At 69.7% G+C, this 15,611-nt stretch carries 14 protein-coding genes; 6 read left to right on the forward strand and 8 right to left on the reverse strand.

Annotation, left to right across the window (positions count from 1 at the left end; all coding sequences use genetic code 11):
• Positions 1-230: 230 nt before the first annotated feature.
• From OG905_RS06630 to OG905_RS06660, 7 genes are all read right to left on the reverse strand, one after another.
• Positions 231-1,037 (reverse strand): ABC transporter ATP-binding protein, encoded by an 807-nt coding sequence (locus OG905_RS06630; RefSeq protein ID WP_443043901.1) that lies wholly within the window; start codon positions 1,035-1,037, stop codon positions 231-233.
• Positions 1,024-1,953 (reverse strand): ABC transporter permease, encoded by a 930-nt coding sequence (locus OG905_RS06635; RefSeq protein ID WP_328666663.1) that lies wholly within the window; start codon positions 1,951-1,953, stop codon positions 1,024-1,026. Before OG905_RS06635 ends, OG905_RS06630 begins: the two co-directional genes overlap by 14 nt.
• Before the next feature lie 98 nt (positions 1,954-2,051).
• Positions 2,052-2,924, reverse strand: a complete 873-nt coding sequence (locus OG905_RS06640; protein WP_328682081.1) for a glycosyltransferase family 2 protein — start codon at positions 2,922-2,924, stop codon at positions 2,052-2,054.
• A 41-nt stretch (positions 2,925-2,965) separates the two neighbouring features.
• Positions 2,966-3,745, reverse strand: coding sequence for a CDP-alcohol phosphatidyltransferase family protein (locus OG905_RS06645; protein WP_328666664.1), 780 nt, complete (start codon positions 3,743-3,745; stop codon positions 2,966-2,968).
• Positions 3,723-4,784: an iron-containing alcohol dehydrogenase family protein gene (locus tag OG905_RS06650; protein ID WP_328666665.1), complete on the reverse strand. Its 1,062-nt coding sequence runs from the start codon at positions 4,782-4,784 to the stop codon at positions 3,723-3,725. The genes OG905_RS06645 and OG905_RS06650 overlap by 23 nt, the downstream gene beginning before the upstream one ends.
• Positions 4,772-5,509 carry a phosphocholine cytidylyltransferase family protein gene (locus OG905_RS06655; protein WP_266483553.1) on the reverse strand — a complete coding sequence of 246 codons (738 nt, stop codon included), beginning with the start codon at positions 5,507-5,509 and terminating at the stop codon, positions 4,772-4,774. Before OG905_RS06655 ends, OG905_RS06650 begins: the two co-directional genes overlap by 13 nt.
• On the reverse strand, positions 5,506-7,368 hold the full coding sequence (locus OG905_RS06660) for a DUF5941 domain-containing protein (protein WP_328682083.1): 1,863 nt from the start codon (positions 7,366-7,368) through the stop codon (positions 5,506-5,508). Before OG905_RS06660 ends, OG905_RS06655 begins: the two co-directional genes overlap by 4 nt.
• 239 nt (positions 7,369-7,607) lie before the next feature.
• On the opposite strand from OG905_RS06660, the gene galE reads away from it, so the two are divergent.
• The 3 genes from galE (at position 7,608) to idi (ending at position 10,607) form a co-directional block, all read left to right on the forward strand.
• Positions 7,608-8,591, forward strand: coding sequence for a UDP-glucose 4-epimerase GalE (galE, locus tag OG905_RS06665; RefSeq protein ID WP_328666666.1), 984 nt, complete (start codon positions 7,608-7,610; stop codon positions 8,589-8,591).
• 154 nt (positions 8,592-8,745) lie between these two features.
• Complete coding sequence (locus tag OG905_RS06670; RefSeq protein WP_328666667.1) at positions 8,746-9,687, forward strand: cation diffusion facilitator family transporter; 942 nt, start codon at positions 8,746-8,748, stop codon at positions 9,685-9,687.
• 326 nt (positions 9,688-10,013) lie between these two features.
• Positions 10,014-10,607: an isopentenyl-diphosphate Delta-isomerase gene (gene idi, locus OG905_RS06675; RefSeq protein ID WP_328666668.1), complete on the forward strand. Its 594-nt coding sequence runs from the start codon at positions 10,014-10,016 to the stop codon at positions 10,605-10,607.
• 39 nt (positions 10,608-10,646) lie between these two features.
• Here idi and OG905_RS06680 read toward each other — a convergent pair whose 3' ends face one another.
• Positions 10,647-11,114 carry an ATP-binding protein gene (locus tag OG905_RS06680; protein WP_328666669.1) on the reverse strand — a complete coding sequence of 156 codons (468 nt, stop codon included), beginning with the start codon at positions 11,112-11,114 and terminating at the stop codon, positions 10,647-10,649.
• A 207-nt stretch (positions 11,115-11,321) separates the two neighbouring features.
• On the opposite strand from OG905_RS06680, the gene OG905_RS06685 reads away from it, so the two are divergent.
• The 3 genes from OG905_RS06685 (at position 11,322) to OG905_RS06695 (ending at position 15,590) form a co-directional block, all read left to right on the forward strand.
• Positions 11,322-12,065: an enoyl-CoA hydratase/isomerase family protein gene (locus OG905_RS06685; protein WP_328666670.1), complete on the forward strand. Its 744-nt coding sequence runs from the start codon at positions 11,322-11,324 to the stop codon at positions 12,063-12,065.
• Between the two features lie 150 nt (positions 12,066-12,215).
• A complete protein-coding gene (locus OG905_RS06690) occupies positions 12,216-13,079 on the forward strand; it encodes an SCO6745 family protein (protein WP_328666671.1) in 864 nt (287 codons plus the stop codon).
• 129 nt (positions 13,080-13,208) lie between these two features.
• The gene (locus OG905_RS06695) at positions 13,209-15,590 is read left to right on the forward strand and encodes a Tex family protein (protein WP_328666672.1); all 2,382 of its coding nucleotides are present in this window, start codon (positions 13,209-13,211) and stop codon (positions 15,588-15,590) included.
• Positions 15,591-15,611 lie beyond the last annotated feature (21 nt).

Genomic DNA, 15,611 nt, shown 5'->3' on the forward strand with positions numbered 1-15,611 from the left:
ACTCCAATCCTGGCCAACCTTCCCCGGCGGCTCGGGAATTGACCTTGGCTTGACGATCCTTGCCCACTTGTCGGCGCGCGGCGCGGTCCGTGTCCCCGAGGTCGTGTCGTCAAAGTCCCGTCTGCCTGTCGGGCGGACGACGCTACTTTGAAGACACTCCTTAGGGACGCAGAAGACCCCCGCCGGGATGCGCCGACGGGGGGTCTTTTCCCGCGATCTTCGTGGTCCGGCTACTTGCCGGTCTCCTTCTCGTACGCCCGCAGAACCTCGTCGGTCGGGCCGTCCATCAGGAGCTCGCCGCGCTCCAGCCACAGGACACGGTCGCAGGTGTCCCTGATCACCTTGGCGCCATGGCTGACCAGGAAGACCGTGCCCGCCTCCTTGCGGAGCTCGCGAATGCGCTCCTCGGAGCGGATCTGGAACTTGCGGTCACCCGTCGCCAGGGCCTCGTCGATCATGAGGACGTCGTGGTTCTTGGCGGCGGCGATGGAGAAGCGGAGCCTGGCACCCATACCGGAGGAGTAGGTGCGCATCGGCAGGGTGATGAAGTCGCCCTTCTCGTTGATGCCCGAGAACTCGACGATCCCCTCATAACGGTCGCGGACCTCCTCGCGCGACATGCCCATCGCCAGGCCGCCGAGGATGACGTTCCGCTCGCCGGTGAGATCACCCATGAGCGCGGCGTTGACGCCGAGCAGGGAGGGCTGGCCGTCGGTGTACACCTTGCCGCTCTCGGTCGGCAGCAGGCCGGCGATGGCACGCAGGAGAGTCGACTTGCCGGAGCCGTTGGTTCCGATCAGTCCGATCGCCTCGCCGCGGTACGCGGTGAAGGAGACGCCTCGCACCGCGTGGACCTTGCGGATACCGCGGGCTTCGCCCTTGTCTCGGCGGAGTATCCGGCTCAGGGCCGCGGTGGCGCTGCCCTTGCCGCCGCTGCCGCCGTGCACTCGGTACACGATGTGGACGTCGTCGGCAATGACGGTGGGGATGCGCTCCCGCGCGATGTCCTGCGCTGTGATGTCCTCAGCCACGGCCATACCGCTCCTCCGCCTTCCAGAAGTACACAAACCCGGCGACGCCGAAGAGAACGGCCCACAGGACGGCCGCGAACCAGACGTGCGACGGCAGATTGGACGCGCCGTATCCGTCGATCAGCGCGAAGCGGACCAAGTCCATGTAGACGGCCGCCGGGTTGTAGCCGAGCACTTCGGCGATCCAGGCCGGCTTGTCCTTCAGCATGACCGGGATCGAGTACATGACGCCCGAGGCGTACATCCAGGTACGCATGATGAACGGCATCAGCTGAGCCAGGTCGGGCGTCTTGCTGCCCAGCCGCGCCATCATCAGCGCGATACCGATGTTGAAGACGAACTGCAGGGCCAGCGCGGGCACGATCAGCAGCCAGCTGAGCGAGGGATAGCTGCCGAAGGCCGCGGCGATGACGAAGAGCACGACCATCGAGAACATCAGCTGCTGAAGCTGCTGCAGCGCGAAGGAGATCGGCAGTGCCGCCCGGGGGAAGTGGAGTGCCCGTACCAGCCCGAGATTGCCCGAGATGGCGCGGACACCGGCCATCACGGACGTCTGGGTGAAGGTGAAGACGAAGACGCCCGTCACCAGGAAGGGGATGAAGACATCGTTGGCGATGCCCTTCCTGGTCCCCAGGATGAGGCCGAAGATCAAGTAGTACACGGCGGCGTTCAGCAGCGGCGTCGCCACCTGCCAGAGCTGGCCGAGCTTGGCCTGGCTGTACTGGGCGGTCAGCTTCGCCGAGGCGAAGGCCACGATGAAGTGGCGCCGGCCCCAGAGCTGCCGGATGTATTCGACGAGCCCCGGTCGGGCACCGCTCACCGACAGGCCGTACTTATCGGCGAGCTGCGCCGCGGTCAGGCCTTCGTCGGCGGATGGCGGGGCGCTCGTCACGATCGCACCCTCATGGGTTGTGTCACTCACAAGTTGAAACTTTCGTGTTCAAGATGCGCAGCCGGTCGGGCGCAGGCTCAGACGTCCAGGTCCCGGGAGTACGCCCGATGCTCTCAGGACCGAGCATGTCAGATGACAGGAGGGCGGCCCAGACGAGTCAGGCGCCACACCGTACGCCACCTGATGGGCCGACGGGGACCACAAGGAGTCTGCCAGCCTTCCTTGAAACCGCCGAACCAGGCCTTCAGGGCGGGCAGCGAGGGCCGCCGCAGCAGGGTGAGCAGCACCCAGACACCGAGGTAGACGGGGATCAGGGGTGCGGGAAGGTTGCGGCGGGCCAGCCAGACCCGGTTGCGGGCCACCATGCGGTGGTAGACCGCGTGCCGGGACGGCGGCATCGTCGGATGGAACAGCACCATGTCCGAGCGGTAGTCGATCGCCCAGCCCGCGTCCAGCGCCCGCCAGGCCAGGTCCGTCTCCTCATGTGCGTAGAAGAACTCGTCCGGCAGCGAGCCGACCTCGGCGAGGACCTTCGTACGGACGGCGTTGGCGCCGCCGAGAAACGTTGTCACCCGCGAGGAGCGCATCGGGTCGGAGGCGCGCAGCCGCGGGACGTGGCGGCGCTGGGTGAGCCCGGTTTCCGGGTCGGCGATACGGAAGCTGACGATGCCCAGCTTCGGATCGGCCTCGAAGGCCTTGCGCACCAGCTCGCCGGTGTCGCTGTTGGGCAGCAGACCGTCGTCGTCCAGGAAGAGCAGCGCGTCGACGTGGGAACCGGAGGGGCCGAAGGCCTCGATGCCGACATTTCGGCCGCCCGGGATGCCCAGATTGTCCGGTAGGTCCACGGTCCGTACGCCCTCGGGGACGTCGATCACCGGGGCGCCGTTGCCGACCACGACCACCTCGATCGGGTCGCCGTCCTGCTTGGCGACCGAATCGAGGAGGGCGCGCAGATCGTCGGGGCGGTTGCCCATCGTGATGATGACCGCGCCGAGCTTCATCGGCCTCGGGGGTTCGGGGGTCGTCCCGCGGGAGAACACAGTCATTTGAGCCTGCTCGAAGCCAGGATGGACACCAGGTGCAGCAGCGTCTGGAGCAGCGCGATGCCGGCGAGCACGGCGACGCCGAGACGCGTGAAGAACAGGTCGCCCTGGATCGCGTCCAGGACGGCGAGCACCAGGATGAGCAGGGACGCCTCGATGCCGAGGACGAGCCGGTGGAACTTCAGCGCGGCGGCGGCCCGGCGGGCCAGTGCCATGCCGGACGAGCGCGGCTCGGCCGCCGCCTCCTTGACCGGCGGCAGCCCGCCCTGATGGCGGGCGACCCCGACCAGGTCGGTCTCGGCCTTGATCAGGATCGCGCCGAGCGCGGCGAGGGTGCCGAGGAAGGCCCACAGCCAGTCGATCGGCCCCGGGCCCCACAGGTCGGCGGCCCGCAGGCCGAAGCCGACCAGGACCGCCGCGTCGCACAGGTAGGCACCCACGCGGTCCAGGTACACGCCGGAGAGCGAGAACTGCTTCTTCCAGCGGGCCACCTCGCCGTCGACGCAGTCAAGCAGCAGATAGAGCTGGACCGCCACGACGCCGAGGACGGCGCCCCAGATGCCCGGCACGAGCAGGGCCGGAGCCGCGAGGACACCGCAGATGGTCATCAGGTACGTCAGCTGGTTCGGCGTGACGTTGGTGGTGACCAGACGGCGGGTGATGCGCAGGGAGATCTCGCGCATGTACAGGCGGCCGCCCCAGTGCTCGCCGCTTCGCCGGTCCTTCACTCCCTCCGGGTGAACGACCGGACGGAGTTCAGCTACTGATGGTCTTGGCATAGTCGGCGTACGCGTCCCTGATCTGATCGGTGGTGAGGTCAAGGTGCTCGAGGATGGTGAAGCGGCCCGGACGGGTCTGTGGTGCATACTCCACGGCCTTGACGAACTCGTCCGTGGAGAACCCGATTTCCTCGGGCAGCACAGGCAGGCCGTGCCTGCGCAGCACCTGGGCGAAGAGTCCGGACTGCTCGTGCGCACCACGCAGGTGCATCGCGAAGGCGGCTCCGATGCCGACCTGCTCGCCGTGGCTGGCGGCCCGCTTGGGGTAGAGCAGATCGAAGGCGTGGCTGATCTCGTGACAGGCGCCGGATGCGGGCCGGGTGTCCCCGCTGATCGAGATCGCGATGCCGGTCAGCACCAGGGACTCGGCGAGCACGGTGAGGAAATCGTCGTCGCCGACACCTCCGGGGTGGCGCAGTACGGCTTCGCCTGCGGTACGGGCCATCGCGGCGGCGAGGCCGTCCACCGGTTCCTGGTTGACCTGGTGGGACAGCTCCCAGTCCGCGATCGACGAGAGGTTGGAGATCGCCTCGCCGATGCCGGAGCGTACGAAACGAACCGGGGCGTCGCGGATGACGTCGAGGTCGATGACGATCGCGATCGGACCGGGGACACCGTAGGAGCCACGGCCGTTGTCGTTGTCCAGCGTCGCGACCGGGGAGCAGAGGCCGTCGTGCGAGAGGTTCGTTGCGACGGAAACCATGGGCAGGCCGACTCGCGCCGCGGCGTACTTCGCAACGTCGATGATCTTGCCGCCGCCGAGGCCGACCACGGCGTCGTACCGCTTGCCCTTGATGTGGTCGGCGAGTTTGACCGCGGAGTCGATGTTTCCGTCGGCGATCTCGTACCAGGCGGCACCCGGGAGTACCGGCGCAAGTCGCTCGCGCAGCGCCTGGCCGGAGCCGCCGCTGATCGCGATGGCCAGCTTTCCGGAACCGGAGATCCGCTGGTCGGCGAGGAGGCCGGCCAGATCGTCCAGGGCACCGGCACTGATGTCGACGACGACCGGCGACGGGATCAGTCGGGTCAGTACAGGCACGCGATCTCACGGCCCTTCGCGAGGTCGTCGTGGTTGTCGATCTCGACCCACTTGACGTCGCCGATGGGGGCCACGTCCACGGTGAAGCCTCGGTTCACGAGCTCCTGGTAGCCGTCCTCGTAGTAGAGGTCGGGGTCGCGCTCGAAGGTGGTCTTCAGTGCGTCGGCGAGCTCGTCGGCGGCCTCGGGCTCGATGAGCGTGACGCCGATGTACTCGCCGGTGGCGGTGGCCGGGTCCATCAGCTTGGTGATGCGCCGCACACCCTTGTCGCCCTCGGTGATGACCTTCATCTCCTCGTCGGCGAGGTGCTTCACCGTGTCGAGGGCGAGGATGATCTTCTGGCCGTTGCCGCGGGCGTCGAGCAGGGTGCGCTCGACGGAGACGGGGTGGACGGTGTCGCCGTTGGCGAGGATCACGCCCTGCTTGAGGACGTCACGCGCGCACCACAGGGAGTAGGCGTTGTTCCACTCCTCGGCCTTGTCGTTGTCGACGAGGATGAGCTTCAGGCCGTACTTCGCCTCCAGCGCTGCCTTGCGCTCGTAGACGGCCTCCTTGCGGTAGCCGACCACGATGGCGGCCTCGGTGAGGCCGATCTCTGCGAAGTTCCCCAGGGTGAGATCGAGGACGGTGGTGTCGCCGTCGACGGGCACGAGGGCCTTCGGAAGCGTGTCGGTGTAGGGGCGAAGACGCCGTCCGGCACCGGCTGCCAGTACGAGGCCGATCATGCGGGTTCTCCTTCGTCATGTACGGCGGGTGCTCCGGAGGACACCCAGAAGCGGATGCTCTCCACCAGCACCACGAGTGCGACGGCCACAGCGAGGACCGTCAGCGCGATCGTGAAGTGTGCGTTGGTGACCAGGGCGGCCAGCACCGCGACTGCCAGGGTCCGCCCCTCATGCCCGCCGATGACCCGCACCAGCCAGTTCGGGGGCGCGCCCGTACCGCCGCGGATGCGGTACACCGTGTCGTAGTGATGGTAGGCGACGGCCGCCACCAGGCCGAAGGCCGCGGGCAAGGCTCCGTTCACCTCAGCGCGGGCGGCGAGCGCCAGGACGGTTCCGTACTCGGCGGCCCGGAACACCGGCGGGACGAGCCAGTCGAGGGCGCCCTTGAGGGGGCGGGCGACGGCGATGCCCGAGGTGATGACATACGCCACAGCGGCGACGGCGGGCCAGGGCGAGCCGTAGTCGGTGAACGCGGCCGTCGCCACCACGGCGGCACCGCCCGCCAGGGCGATCACGAAGGGAGCGAACGCGGGGAGGCTCAGCGCGCGCTTGGCGAAGCCGCCCGCGATCGCTTCGGCGAGCGGGCCGGAGTCGGTCAGGTCGGCGAGCGCCTGAGCTGCGCGGTCGGTCCTCCCCCAGAGCTTCGCCTGGGAGGTGCCCCCAGCCTTACGGGTCAGCGAGCGCAGGACGCGCCCGGCGGTGGTGTAGGAGGCGGCGAAGGCGCAGCCGATGAGCAGTGCGTAGAAGACGATCCGGGGCGTGGTCACGGCGGTCAGCACGGCGATCATCGCCCAGCGCTCGCCGATGGGCAGGACGATCATCCTGCGCACCCAGACGGTCCAGCCGACGCTGTCGAGCTTGTCGGAGAGCGCGGCGGTGGGGCTCGTGTTGGACACGGCGTCGTGGTTCGCCTCGTTGAAGGAGAAGTCCACGACATGGCGGCAGGTCTGCAGCACCATCGCGCCGAGCGCCAGCGCCCATACGTCGTCACCGCCCCGGGCAGCGCCGAGGGCGAGGCCCGCGTAGTACGCGTACTCCTTGGCGCGGTCGAAGGTCGCGTCCAGCCAGGCGCCCATCGTGGAGTACTGCAGCGAGTAGCGGGCGAGCTGCCCGTCGGTGCAGTCCAGGACGAAGGAGAAGATCAGCAGCAGGCCGGCCGCGATGTAGCCGCCGCGGGTTCCGGTGGCTGCGGCGGCGGCCGCGATCAGCGCGGTCAGCAGCGAGGCGGTGGTGACCTGGTTGGGGGTCAGTCCCCGGCGTGCGCACCAGCGGGCGAGGTAGCGGGAGTACGGGCTGATGCAGAAGGTGGTGAAGAAGCCGTCGCGGGCCTTCACGGCCGAGCGCAGCCGTACGTCCTCGTCGTCGACCGCGGAGACGGCCTGCCGTGCCTCGTTACGGGCCTGGGGGTCACCGGGCACGGTCGCGACGAGCGATCCCAGCTCGGGCCGGTGCACGGCGGTGCCTCCGGCATCCAGCGCGTCGGCGAGCACGTCGGGCAGCACCACGGCCCGCACCGCCGACAGGGTGTCGCTGTCGTCTGCCGCGCCGGAGGGTGTGCTTGTGCCGGCGGCCGACAGGGCCCTGGTCAGCGCGGTGCGCGCCTCGGGCTGCGCAGTCAGCGCACCGTGCACCGCGGCCGCCGGGAAGCGGGGGTCCGTGAGCGCCAGCCGCAGCGAGTGGACGTGCCCGACGAAGCGGGGGTCGACGACGGCGACGCGGTCGGCGCCCGGGACAGCGGCGATCAGCGCCGCGGTGTCTTCAGCGCCGGAGGCGATCCGTACGTCAAAACCCAGCGACCGCAGATCGCCCTCGAGCGACGATCCGGGTACCGGCGGACCGGTGAGGATGGCGGTCGACAGACGAACTCACTCCTTGGAGCTGAGGGTGCGGGTGCGCGGCGGCGCGGCCCGTATACGGGCGGCGGCTCGTCGGCAGAGGCTATCGGATGTGCGGAAGCGGGAGTTCACGGGCCGTTCACGGCCCGCTCGCCATGGACATGGCTTGCTGGGTCCCGCCGAGATCATCATCGTCGATCGGAGGCTTCCTCAACAAACCGCGGGCCCGGCATGATCCGCAGGACACCCCTAAGGTGGCGGTCATGACTTGGCTGATCACAGGTGGAGCGGGGTACATAGGAGCGCACGTCGCGCGGGCCATGACGGCGGCGGGTGAGCGGGTCGTCGTCCTCGACGACGTCTCGTCCGGCGTCGCCGAGCGGCTGCCGCGGGAGATTCCGCTGGTGCGGGGGGCGGTCCTGGACCGCGAGCTGCTCGACCGCACGCTCGCCGAGCACGCCGTCACCGGCGTGGTACATCTCGCGGCGAAGAAGCAGGTCGGACAGTCCGTCGAGCAGCCGCTGCTCTACTACCGGGAGAATGTGCACGGCCTGACGGTCCTGCTCGACGCGGTCGTCGAGGCCGGTGTGAAGCGGTTCCTCTTCTCGTCGTCGGCCGCCGTGTACGGGGTGCCCGAGGTGGAACTGATCCCCGAGTCCTCTCCCTGCGAGCCCATCAATCCGTACGGCGAGACGAAGCTCGCGGGCGAGTGGCTGGTCCGGGCGACCGGCAACGCGCACTCCATCTCCACGGCCTGTCTGCGCTACTTCAATGTGGCCGGATCGGCGCGGCCCGAGCTGGCGGACACCGGGGTGTTCAACATCATCCCGATGTTCTTCGACCGGATCACGCGCGGCGAGGCTCCGCGGATCTTCGGCGCCGACTATCCGACGCCGGACCGCACCTGTATCCGGGACTACATCCATGTCGCGGATCTGGCCGACGCCCACCTCGCCGTGGCCCGCAGGCTCGCGGAGCAGAACGGCGCGGGGGATCTCACGGTCAACATCGGCCGCGGCACCGGGGTCTCGGTGCGTGAGCTCGCCGATCTGGTGGCCGAGGTCACGGGCTACGACGCGGAGCCGGTGATCGAGCCGCGCCGCCCCGGCGACGCGGCCAGGGCCGTTGCCTCGGTCGATCTGATCACCAAGGAGCTCGGCTGGAAGGCCTCGCGCGGGGTTCGCGAGATGGTCGAGTCGGCCTGGGACGGCTGGTGTCTCCGGCGCCCCGAGGCACGGGCCAACTGATCTTGTGAGCGCCTGACCTGCGGATCGTCATGTAGGTCGTTTCCGCAGGTCAGGCGATATGACAACGGTGTTCAGTGCCGTGTTGCCCGATACCCCCCACCCGTAGTTCACTGAGGTCTCGGCAGTCACTTCCGGCGACCAGGAGGCGTCTTACATGGGGGCTGGGCACGACCACGGGCATTCGCACGGCGGACCGCCGCCGACCGGCACCGCGGCATCGGCCTACAAGGGACGTCTGCGCATCGCCCTGTCGATCACGCTGGGCGTGATGGTCCTGGAGATCGTCGGCGGCATCCTGTCCGACTCGCTCGCGCTGATCGCCGATGCCGCACATATGGCGACGGACGGGGTCGGGCTCGCCCTGGCTCTGCTGGCGATCCACTTCGCCAACTTGCCCGCGGAAGGGAACCGCACCTTCGGCTTCGCGCGGGCCGAGATCCTGGCCGCGCTCGCCAACTGTCTGCTGCTGCTCGGCGTGGGCGGCTATCTGGTCGTCGAGGCGGTGCAGCGCTTCATCACTCCGGCCGACACCAAGGGCGGACTGACGATCGCGTTCGCCGTGGTCGGTCTGGTCGCCAACATGGTCTCGCTCTCGCTGCTCGTACGGGGCCGGCAGGAGAGCCTGAACGTCCGCGGGGCGTACCTGGAAGTCCTCGCGGACGCGCTCGGGTCCTGCACCGTGCTGGTCTCGGCGGGCATCATCCTCGCCACCGGCTGGCAGCAGGCCGACCCCATCGCGTCCCTGATCATCGGCCTGATGATCGTGCCGCGCACCTTGAAGCTGCTGCGCGAGACGCTCAATGTGCTGCTGGAGGCGGCCCCGAAGGGCGTGGACATGAGTGAGGTGCGCGCTCACATACTCGCCCTGCCCGGGGTCGAGGACGTACACGATCTGCATGCCTGGACGATCACTTCGGGGATGCCGGTGCTCTCGGCGCATGTGGTGGCGCACCAGGACGTCCTGGACGCGGTCGGGCACGAGAAGATGCTGCACGATCTGCAGGGGTGCATCGGGGACCACTTCGATGTCGAGCACTGCACCTTCCAGCTCGAGCCTGTCGGCCATGCCGAGCACGAGGCCAGGCTCTGTCACTGAGGGGTTTGCGAGGCTGGTCCTGCGCCATCCGGTCTACTGCCCGAGGTTCGGCTTCGAGCGGACTCCGCGCCGTGGGATCAGGCCGGTTTCCGAGGTGCCCGACGAGGCCATGATGGCCCTTGTGCTCAACGATTCCGGGGGGCGTGCCGCGGGGCACGGCCGAATGCCCCGGAGCTTTCGGCATGTGACGAACAACGTCGCCCCCGCACCGTCACGGCGCGGCGGAGACGGACATGCCCGGACTGCCGAAGTGCGGACAAGCCGCTTTTGTACGGCAGACTGGGCAGGCCACCCAGGGCCGCCGGGGACCGATGCGAAGGATGGTTATGCCGACCTCACCAGCCACCGCGACGAACAGCTCGTCGAAGGAAACCACCCAAGCGATCCTGCTCGAACTGGTCGACGAGCACGGCAACACCATCGGCACCGCGGAGAAGCTCGCCGCCCATCAGGCGCCCGGGATGTTGCACCGGGCGTTCTCCGTCTTCCTCTTCGACGAGCACGGGCGGCTGCTGCTGCAGCGCCGCGCCCTGGGCAAGTACCACTCCCCCGGTGTCTGGTCGAACACCTGCTGCGGGCACCCGAACCCCGGCGAGGCCCCTTTCGCGGCGGCCGCGCGGCGTACGCACGAGGAGCTGGGGATCTCGCCCTCGCTGCTCGCCGAGGCGGGCACGGTCCGCTACAACCACCCCGACCCCGACTCCGGCTTGGTGGAGCAGGAGTACAACCACCTCTTCGTGGGCCTTGTGCAGACTCCGCCGCGGCCGGACCCGGACGAGGTCGGCGAGACGGCCTTCGTGACGCCGAAGGAACTTCAGGCGCGGCATGCCGAGAGTACGTTCTCGGCCTGGTTCATGACCGTGCTCGACGCGGCACGCCCGGCGATCAGGGAGCTGACCGGTCCGTCCGGCGGCTGGTGACCGGACGGGCACCGCGACCTACCGGACGGGCACGGCGACCTAAAAGACCGCGGAGCCGCCCGGTCTCAGCGGCAGCGCTGCCCAGATGATCTTCCCGCCGCCCGCGGTGTGCTCGACGTCGCAGGATCCGCCGGCTTCCAGGGTGATCTCGCGTACGAGAAGCAGACCGCGGCCGCCGGTCTGTCCGTAGTCCCTCTCCAGCGCCTTGGGCCGGTAGGGATGGTTGTCCTCCACCGACACCCGGATCCACTCCGTTCCGATGGCGACCTCGACGGCGATCTCGGGCGACAGCAGGGCCGCGTGCCGTACGGCATTGGTGACCAGCTCGGAGACGATCAGCAGCAGTCCCTGGACGAGGTCGTCCCGGGCGGGGACGCCTTGACGGTTCAGCAGGTCCCGTACGGCGTGCCGGGCCTGCGGTACGGACACGTCGACCGCTGGAGCGGTGAATCGCCAGACGCCCTCGTACGACAGGGGCCGGGCCGGGACGCTCCCGCGGCTCTCCATAGTCCGGCACCCACCCTCGGCTCGACTGCCACTGACCATCGAGTAATAAGTGTTGGTGTCCGTTGGTCCGGACCCGGCAGCTGAACACAAGTCAGCGTCTATCGACGCTTTTTGACCGAGTGCGCATGACACAGTCAGCCGTGCGACCGTTCCTGATCTTCTTCTGGCCGATTGGTGGGCTCGGGGGCAGCGGATAGCATCCGGCGCATGGAGCCGCAGCTGGAACTCGCCGTCGCGGACGGGGTCGCCACCGTCGTCATCAGCAATCCCGCCAAACGCAACGCCATGACCGCGGGCATGTGGCGCGCGCTGCCCGGGCTGCTCGCGGAGCTGGCCACGGACGCTTCGGTACGAGCCCTGGTGCTGACCGGCGAGGGCCCGACCTTCTGCGCCGGCGCCGACATCTCCTCGCTGCGGGAGCCCGGAGAGGCGCCCCAGACCCTCGCCGTACGGGCCGAGGATGCGCTGGCCGCGTTCCCCAAGCCGACGCTCGCCGCGGTACGCGGTTACTGCGTGGGTGGCGGCTGCCAGCTCGCCGCGGCCTGCGATCTGCGGTTCGCGGAGGACGACGCGCTGTTCGGGGTGACCCCCGCGAAGCTCGGGATCGTCTATCCGGCCTCGACCACCCGGCGGCTGGTCTCGCTGGTGGGCCCGGCGACGGCCAAGTACCTGCTCTTCTCGGGCGAGTTGATCGACACGGAGCGGGCACTGCGCACCGGGCTGGTGGACGAGGTGCTGCCGAAGGGCGAACTGGGCAAGCGGGTCGCGGAGTTCACGCGGATCATCGCGTCACGCTCGCAGCTGACCCAGGCCGCGGCGAAGGAGTTCACGACCGGCCGCACCGACCGGGACGCGCACTGGGAGGAGCAGGCGCGCGCCGGCGGCGACACCGCCGAGGGGGTCGCCGCCTTCCTGGAGCGCAGGGCGCCCCGTTTCACCTGGGCTGTGTGACCTTCTCGGCCCACGGGGTGTCTTTCGGATCTTGCCGAGCAGCTGCAGGGCTATGTCGATGCCGGACGAGACCCCCCGGCCGTGACGTACGTTCCTGTCATGCCGCACCCGGGCTTCACGACGTACCGACCAGTCGGTAACCTCTCTCGTATGAGCACTCTGCCCGCGCGCTCCGGCCGCCGCTGTCACCACGCCCTCAACCCGATGCACTCGACGCTCTACTTCTCGCCGGACTTCGCGGCCCAGTACGCGCGGCTCGGCATCGAGGACGAGCGCGCCGCCTACTTCGCCGCGCGCGCGGCCGCGATGGGGGCCGTCGGCCCGGGCGCGGTGGCGGCCACCTTCTACAACTTCAACCACGAACTGATCGCACAGCATCTGCCCGCCGTGTGGGACACCGCCTCGCCCGAGGCGGTGCTCGACGCCCGGCTGCGCATCGTCGACCGCACGCTGCGGCGGCTGCTCGGCGACGAGGTGATCGCCTCCAAGGAGCTGGCGGAGGCGGCCGAGCTGGCGCTGCGGGCCACCGAGGCCTGCACCCGGCACGCCCGGCCGCTGTATGCAGCGCACGCCGATCTGCCCGTGCCCGCCGAGCCCCATCTCGCGTACTGGCACGCCGCGACCCTGCTGCGCGAGCACCGCGGCGACGGCCATCTCGCCGCCCTGCTCTCGGCCGGGCTCGACCCCCTCGAAGCGATGGTGAGCCACACGGCGACCGGAAAGGGCGCGGCGCCGCGCTGGATCCTGGCCACGCGAGGCTGGCGGCGCACCGACTGGGAGGCCGCCCAGGACCGGCTGCGCGAGCGCGGACTGCTGGACGCCGAGGGCGAGTTGACCGAGGCCGGCGCAGAACTGCGGGCCGGGCTCGAAGACCATACGGACCGCATCGACAAGGCTCCGTACGAGCATCTGGGCGCCGAGGGCGTCGAGCGGCTGACCGAGCTGGCGCGCGGCTTCCTGAGCCTCGCGGTGGCCGCCGGCGCCTTCCCCGAGGACCTCAGCAGCAAGGACTGACGCCCATCGGCGCGGCACGATGGCCGGATCGGGTCCGAGGCGGCGCGCGACACGGGCCCCGGCCACCCGGCACAATGCACTCTCAAGCACAGCCAGCACGACCAGCATGAGAAGGCGAGTCGGGGAACCGTGACGACGTCCATCGAAGGCAGGATCGCCGAGGAGCTCGGCGTACGCGAGCGACAGGTGAAGGCGGCCGTCGAGCTGCTCGACGGCGGGTCGACCGTGCCGTTCATCGCGCGCTACCGCAAGGAAGCGACCGAGATGCTCGACGATGCGCAGCTGCGCACGTTGGAGGAGCGGCTGCGCTATCTGCGGGAGCTGGAGGAGCGGCGGGCCGCGATTCTTCAGTCCGTACGCGAGCAGGACAAGCTCACCGGCGAGGTCGAGGCGCAGATCCGGGCGGCCGACACCAAGGCGCGCCTCGAGGACATCTACCTGCCCTTCAAGCCCAAGCGGCGCACCAAGGCACAGATCGCGCGCGAGGCCGGTCTCGAACCGCTCGCCGAGGGGCTGCTCGGCGATCCGTCGGTGGAGCCGCTCGCGGTCGCCGCCGCCTTCGTCGACGACGGCAAGGGCGTCGCGGACGCCGCCGCGGCGCTGGACGGCGCGCGGTCGATTCTGACGGAGCGATTCTCCGAGGACGCCGACCTGATCGGCGAGCTGCGTGAGCGGATGTGGACGCGCGGGCGGCTGGCGGCGAAGGTGCGCGCGGGCAAGGAGGAGGCGGGCGCCAAGTTCGCCGACTACTTCGACTTCGCCGAGCCCTTCAAGGAACTGCCTTCGCACCGGGTGCTCGCCATGTTCCGGGGCGAGAAGGAGGAAGTCCTCGACCTGGTCCTGGAGCCCGAGGAGCCGTCGGAGCAGCCGGGTCCCTCCCTCTACGAGTCGATGATCGCCCGGCGCTTCAATGTCGCCGACCGCGGCCGTCCCGGCGACAAGTGGCTCGCCGACACGGTGCGCTGGGCCTGGCGGACCCGGATCCTGGTGCACCTGGGCATCGATCTGCGGCTGCGGCTGCGCACGGCCGCCGAGGACGAGGCGGTACGCGTCTTCGCCGCGAACCTGCGGGATCTGCTGCTGGCCGCGCCGGCGGGCACCCGGTCCACGCTCGGGCTGGACCCCGGCTTCCGTACGGGCGTGAAGGTCGCCGTCGTCGACGCGACGGGCAAGGTCGTCGCGACCGACACGATCTATCCGCACGTCCCCGCGAACAAGTGGGACGAGTCGCTGGCGAAACTGGCGCGGCTCGCCAAGGAGCACTCGGTCGATCTGATCGCGATCGGCAACGGCACGGCCTCCCGCGAGACCGACAAGCTCGCCGGTGAACTGTGCGCCAAACATCCGGAATTGGGCCTCACCAAGGTGATGGTCTCGGAGGCGGGCGCCTCGGTGTACTCCGCGTCCGCGTTCGCCTCGCAAGAGCTGCCCGACCTCGATGTCTCGCTCCGCGGCGCCGTCTCCATCGCCCGCCGCCTCCAGGACCCGCTGGCCGAGCTCGTCAAGATCGACCCCAAGTCGATCGGCGTCGGGCAGTACCAGCACGACCTGTCCGAGGTGAAGCTCTCCCGCTCGCTGGACGCGGTCGTCGAGGACTGTGTGAACGGCGTCGGAGTCGACGTCAACACCGCGTCCACGCCGCTGCTTTCACGGGTGTCGGGCATCGGCACCGGACTCGCCGAGAACATCGTGGCGCACCGCGACTCCAACGGCCCCTTCCGCTCCCGCAAGGCCCTGAAGGATGTGGCGAGGCTCGGCCCCAAGGCGTACGAGCAGTGCGCGGGCTTCCTCCGGATCCGCGGCGGCGACGACCCGCTGGACGCCTCCAGCGTGCACCCGGAGGCGTATCCGGTGGTGCGGCGCATGGTGAAGACGGCGGGCGAGCAGGTCGCCTCGCTGATCGGCAACGCGCCGGTGCTGCGCTCGCTGAAGCCGGCCGACTACGTGGACGAGACCTTCGGTCTCCCGACGGTGACCGACATTCTGCGGGAGCTGGAGAAGCCGGGGCGCGACCCGCGGCCCGCGTTCAAGACGGCCACCTTCAAGGAGGGCGTGGAGAAGCTCGGCGACCTGGCCTCCGGGATGATCCTGGAGGGCGTGGTCACCAATGTGGCCGCCTTCGGGGCTTTCGTGGACATCGGCGTCCACCAGGACGGCCTGGTGCATGTGTCGGCCATGTCGAAGACCTTCGTCAAGGACCCGCGGGACGTGGTGAAGCCGGGCGACGTGGTGAAGGTGAAGGTCCTGGACGTCGACATTCCGCGCAAGCGGGTCTCGCTCACGCTGCGCCTCGATGACGAGGCCGCGCCGAAGGAGGCGGGCGGCGGCGGTCCGAAGCAGCGTGAGCGCGGTGAGCGCGGTGAGCGCGGCGGCCGTCCGCCGCAGCAGCGCGGCCGGCAGGGCGGCCGCGGTGAGCGCGGCGGCGACCGCCAGGCTCCGCCGCCGGCGAACAGCGCGATGGCGGACGCGCTGCGGCGCGCGGGTCTCGCGGATCCCGACCGGCGTCGCTGACAACGCATCGGGCCCCGTCAC

The organism is Streptomyces sp. NBC_00322, assembly GCF_036147535.1.
Classification (GTDB): domain Bacteria; phylum Actinomycetota; class Actinomycetes; order Streptomycetales; family Streptomycetaceae; genus Streptomyces.

What these genes read in the sequence shown, in the direction of transcription:
- idi (WP_328666668.1), top strand. Translation starts at nt 10,014, where the DNA reads ATGCCGACCTCACCAGCCACCGCGACGAACAGCTCGTCGAAGGAAACC.
- OG905_RS06630 (WP_443043901.1), bottom strand. Translation starts at nt 1,037, where the DNA reads ATGGCCGTGGCTGAGGACATCACAGCGCAGGACATCGCGCGGGAGCGC.
- OG905_RS06690 (WP_328666671.1), top strand. Translation starts at nt 12,216, where the DNA reads ATGAGCACTCTGCCCGCGCGCTCCGGCCGCCGCTGTCACCACGCCCTC.
- OG905_RS06640 (WP_328682081.1), bottom strand. Translation starts at nt 2,924, where the DNA reads ATGAAGCTCGGCGCGGTCATCATCACGATGGGCAACCGCCCCGACGAT.
- OG905_RS06680 (WP_328666669.1), bottom strand. Translation starts at nt 11,114, where the DNA reads ATGGAGAGCCGCGGGAGCGTCCCGGCCCGGCCCCTGTCGTACGAGGGC.
- galE (WP_328666666.1), top strand. Translation starts at nt 7,608, where the DNA reads ATGACTTGGCTGATCACAGGTGGAGCGGGGTACATAGGAGCGCACGTC.
- OG905_RS06645 (WP_328666664.1), bottom strand. Translation starts at nt 3,745, where the DNA reads ATGCCAAGACCATCAGTAGCTGAACTCCGTCCGGTCGTTCACCCGGAG.
- OG905_RS06685 (WP_328666670.1), top strand. Translation starts at nt 11,322, where the DNA reads ATGGAGCCGCAGCTGGAACTCGCCGTCGCGGACGGGGTCGCCACCGTC.
- OG905_RS06655 (WP_266483553.1), bottom strand. Translation starts at nt 5,509, where the DNA reads ATGATCGGCCTCGTACTGGCAGCCGGTGCCGGACGGCGTCTTCGCCCC.
- OG905_RS06670 (WP_328666667.1), top strand. Translation starts at nt 8,746, where the DNA reads ATGGGGGCTGGGCACGACCACGGGCATTCGCACGGCGGACCGCCGCCG.